Raw genomic sequence first — 3,765 nt, 5'->3', positions numbered from 1 at the left:
ATCCCGGCGGAGATGGCGTCGGCCTCAGGGTGCGCGGCCCGCACGCGGGCCGCCAGATCGGGGAGACGGGCGAAAGCGGCGGCCGGGTCGGCCCCCAACGGGGGGACCGCCATGACGCCGCGCAACCGCAGCACCGGGGCCGCGGCGACGGCCTCGGCGACGGCGGGCAGGTCGGCCTCGACCACGCCCCCGCGGGTGGGGTCGCCGTCGAGACTGAGTTGGACGAAGACCTCGAGCGGGTGCGTGCGCTCGACGCGCTCGCAGCCCCTGGCCAGCGCGGCGACGAGCTCGAGCCGGTCGACCGAGTGCACCGCCGTCGCGTACCCGGCCACCGACTTCGCCTTGTTCGTCTGCAGCCGGCCGACCAGATGCCAGCGCACGGGCGCGGACGTCAGGCCGGCCACCTCGCCGGCCTTGGCCTTCGCCTCCTGGTCCTTGCTCTCCCCCAGGTCGGCGACGCCGAGGTCGGCGAGCGCCGCGGCGTCCGCGGCCGGGTAGGTCTTGGTCACGGCGATCAACGTGATCGCCGAGACCGGACGCCCGGCCGCGGCTGCGGCGTCGGCGAGGCGGCGACGGACCGCGCCGAGCGAGGCGGAGAGCTCCGCCCGGCGCGTCCCGTCATCGACCGGCTGCACAGATTGTCGCGACTACTTGAGGAAGTCCGGGACGTCGAGGTCGTCGTCCATGACGACGTTCCGGCCGGCAGGCGCGGTCTGCGGGTAGCCCGCCGCGCCGTAGCCCGACGCCTGCGCGTACTGCACCGGCTGCGGCTGCTGCTGGGGCTGCTGGGCCGGCTGGGCCGGCTGCTGCTGCGGCTGGGTCGGCTGCTGCTGGGGCGCGGCCTCGTAGCCGTTGCCGCCGTAGGCCGGCTGGCCGTAGGCGGGCTGGTTGTAGGCCGGCTGGCCGTAGCCGCCGCGCGCGGGCTGCGGGCGGACGCTGCGCTGGCTGAACGCCGGCTCGCGCCGCACGTCGACCTTCTTGTACGGCAGCTGGCCCGAGTCGAAGCCCGCCGCGATGACGGTCACCTTCACCTCGTCGCCGAGGGTGTCGTCGATGACCGCACCGAAGATGATGTTCGCGTCGGGGTGGGCCGACTCGGCGACGAGCGACGCCGCCTCGTTGATCTCGAACAGGCCCAGGTCACTGCCGCCGTAGATCGACATGAGGACGCCGTGGGCGCCGTCCATGCTCGCCTCGAGCAGCGGGCTGGCGATGGCGATCTCGGCGGCCTGGCGGGCGCGGTTGTCGCCGCGCGCCGAGCCGATGCCCATGAGGGCCGAGCCCGCACCCGACATCACCGACTTGACGTCGGCGAAGTCGAGGTTGATGAGGCCCGGTGTGGTGATCAGGTCGGTGATGCCCTGCACACCGGAGAGGAGCACCTGGTCGGCGCTGCGGAACGCGTCCATGACCGAGACCGTGTGCTCGCTGATCTGCAGCAGGCGGTCGTTCGGGATGACGATGAGGGTGTCGCACTCGGCGCGCAGGGCCTCGATGCCGTCCTCGGCCTGCTGGGCGCGCTTCTTGCCCTCGAAGCTGAACGGGCGGGTGACGACGCCGATGGTCAGCGCGCCCTGCTTGCGGGCGATGCTCGCGATGACCGGCGCGCCACCGGTGCCGGTGCCACCGCCTTCCCCGGCGGTCACGAAGACCATGTCAGCGCCCTTGAGCACCTCCTCGATCTCGTCGCGGTGGTCCTCGGCGGCCTTGCGGCCGACCTCGGGCTGGGCGCCGGCGCCGAGGCCCCGGGTGAGCTCGCGGCCGACGTCGAGCTTGACGTCGGCGTCGCTCATCAGCAGTGCCTGCGCGTCGGTGTTGACCGCGATGAACTCGACCCCCTTGAGGCCGACCTCGATCATGCGGTTGACCGCGTTGACACCGCCGCCGCCGACGCCGACGACCTTGATGACCGCGAGGTAGTTGTGCGGTGCTGTCATGGATGGTTCCTGCTTCCCGTTCGTCGTTGCCGTTGGCCCGGCACCGTTGCCGCTGAACTGCTGACTTCCTTGCCCTGAACCTTCACCCTCAAGTAGACCCTTATAGTTATGTCAACCTGGGATGTTGGAGCTGAAGTTAGGGCGGGTCGACACCGATCCCGGGAAGGCACGCCGCGTGTCGCAAAAAAGTGCGCGCGTGTCGTGGCGTGTCGCGCCGAAGCCTCGACCGGACCTTGATGCCGCCAGCGGGGCACGGCCCGTCCCGACCATCACGACCCGGCGGGACGGGCGGGTCGCGCCGGAGCCGGCCGCGCGAGCGCGCTACGGGCGGACGACCGGCTGCAGCGGGTTCGTGAGGTCGTACTGCTGGCCGGGCTGGCGCAGCAGCACGGGCAGAATGCGGGCCTTCTCGGCGCTCTGTGCGGACGTGCCCCAGGCGACTACCCGGCCGTCGTGCAGCACGAGGGTGATGGCCTGGGCGTCCATGGCGGCGATCGACGCGATGCGCCGCTGCAGCCCGGGCGAGAGGTGCGCGGCGACGTCCGCGACGCCGGCCAGGGTGGACGCGGACGCACCCGCCGGCACGACAAGCTTCGGCAGGCCCGCCGGGCGCGACGGTGCCGTGCGATAGGCGTCGCCGGTGCGGTCGACGAGCCGGTCGGTCGAGCCGTCGACGACGTACCCGACCGCCGCGCGCTCCTGCACGGTGATGACCACGGTGGACGGGAACGACTCCTGCACGCTCACCGCGGCGATGTCGGGCAGCTGCAGCACGCGGTGGCGCACCGCGCCGGTGTCCAGGCGCACCAGCGGCGTGCCGTGGTCGATGGCGGCGGCCTTGGTGATGGTCGCGTCGCTCACCAGCGAGTTGCCGCGCACGTCGACCGTCCGGACGCCGAACACCGGGCTGAAGCCGATGAGCCAGGTGACGACCAGCGCGAGCACCGCCACCACCGCCCCGCCGATGATCAGCCGGCGGTGCGAGCCGACCGGCGGGACCGAGGCCGCCGTGGGACGGTCCTGCAGCGTGGTCATGCGTCCCCTCCGAGGCGTCCGGCGCAGGCGGCGCGGATCTCGTCGCACAGCAGGTAGACGTTGCCGATGCCCATCGTGATCACCAGGTCGCCGGGACGCGCGAGCGTGGCGATCCGCTGGGGCACCGCGTCGTAGCGCGGCTCGTAGACCACCGCGTTCGCGGGCAGCGGGATCAGGTCGCTGATCGTGGCCCCGGTGACGCCCGGGATCGGTTCCTCGCGCGCCGGGAAGATGTCCATGACGATCGCGATGTCGGCGATCGCCATGGCGTCGGCGAATTCGCGCGCGAAGGTCTGCGTGCGGCTGTACGTGCCCGGCTGGAACACGGCGATCAACCGCCCCTGCCCGGCGAGCGCCGCGCGGGCGGCGGTGAGCGACGCGGCGATCTCGGTGGGGTGGTGCGCGTAGTCGTCGTAGACCCGCACTCCCCCGCCGACGCCGTGCGACTCGAAGCGCCGGTGGACGCCGGCGAAGTGCGACCACGCACCGACGACCGTGCCGGCGTCCAGCCCGAGCTCGAGCGCGAGCACCAGCGCGGCCGACGCGTTGAGCGCCATGTGCCGGCCGATGAGCGCACCGACGTGCACGCGCCGGCTACCCATCGTCGTCGACGTGACGGTGAAGTCGACGCCTTGTTCGAGCGTCACGATCTCGCTCACCCGCACGTCGGCGTCCTCGCTCGTGCCGTAGGTGAGCACGCGCCGCCCCGCTGCCCGCGCGTAGCTCGCGATGCGCAGCGCACCCGCGTCGTCCGCACAGCACAGCACGAGACCGTCGGTGTCGATCCGGTCGA

4 protein-coding genes are annotated in these 3,765 nt (G+C 72.6%); all 4 read right to left on the bottom strand.

Features of this window, described 5'->3' with window-relative positions; translation table 11 throughout:
* On the bottom strand, positions 1-635 hold a 635-nt coding region (locus tag ACTHMS_RS17430), incomplete at its 3' end, for an alanine racemase (protein WP_440307929.1).
* Positions 636-647: 12 nt separating this feature from the next.
* Entirely contained in the window at positions 648-1,937 is a 1,290-nt protein-coding gene (gene ftsZ, locus ACTHMS_RS17425) for a cell division protein FtsZ (RefSeq protein WP_440307928.1), read from the bottom strand.
* A gap of 321 nt (positions 1,938-2,258) precedes the next feature.
* Positions 2,259-2,972 (bottom strand): cell division protein FtsQ/DivIB, encoded by a 714-nt coding sequence (locus ACTHMS_RS17420; RefSeq protein ID WP_440307927.1) that lies wholly within the window; start codon positions 2,970-2,972, stop codon positions 2,259-2,261.
* The coding region (locus ACTHMS_RS17415) for a glutamate ligase domain-containing protein (protein WP_440307926.1) at positions 2,969-3,765 on the bottom strand (797 nt) is incomplete at its 5' end. The genes ACTHMS_RS17415 and ACTHMS_RS17420, both read right to left, overlap by 4 nt.

Source organism: Jatrophihabitans sp., assembly GCF_051960575.1.
In the GTDB taxonomy this organism is placed as follows: Bacteria; Actinomycetota; Actinomycetes; order Mycobacteriales; family Jatrophihabitantaceae; genus JBQCEE01.
Note: the sequence above shows the minus strand (reverse complement) of the source record. Positions and strands in the feature narration are given on the sequence as shown.

Coding starts and splice junctions, on each gene's coding strand:
- ACTHMS_RS17420 (WP_440307927.1), bottom strand. CDS start 2,972: ATGACCACGCTGCAGGACCGTCCCACGGCGGCCTCGGTCCCGCCGGTC.
- ftsZ (WP_440307928.1), bottom strand. CDS start 1,937: ATGACAGCACCGCACAACTACCTCGCGGTCATCAAGGTCGTCGGCGTC.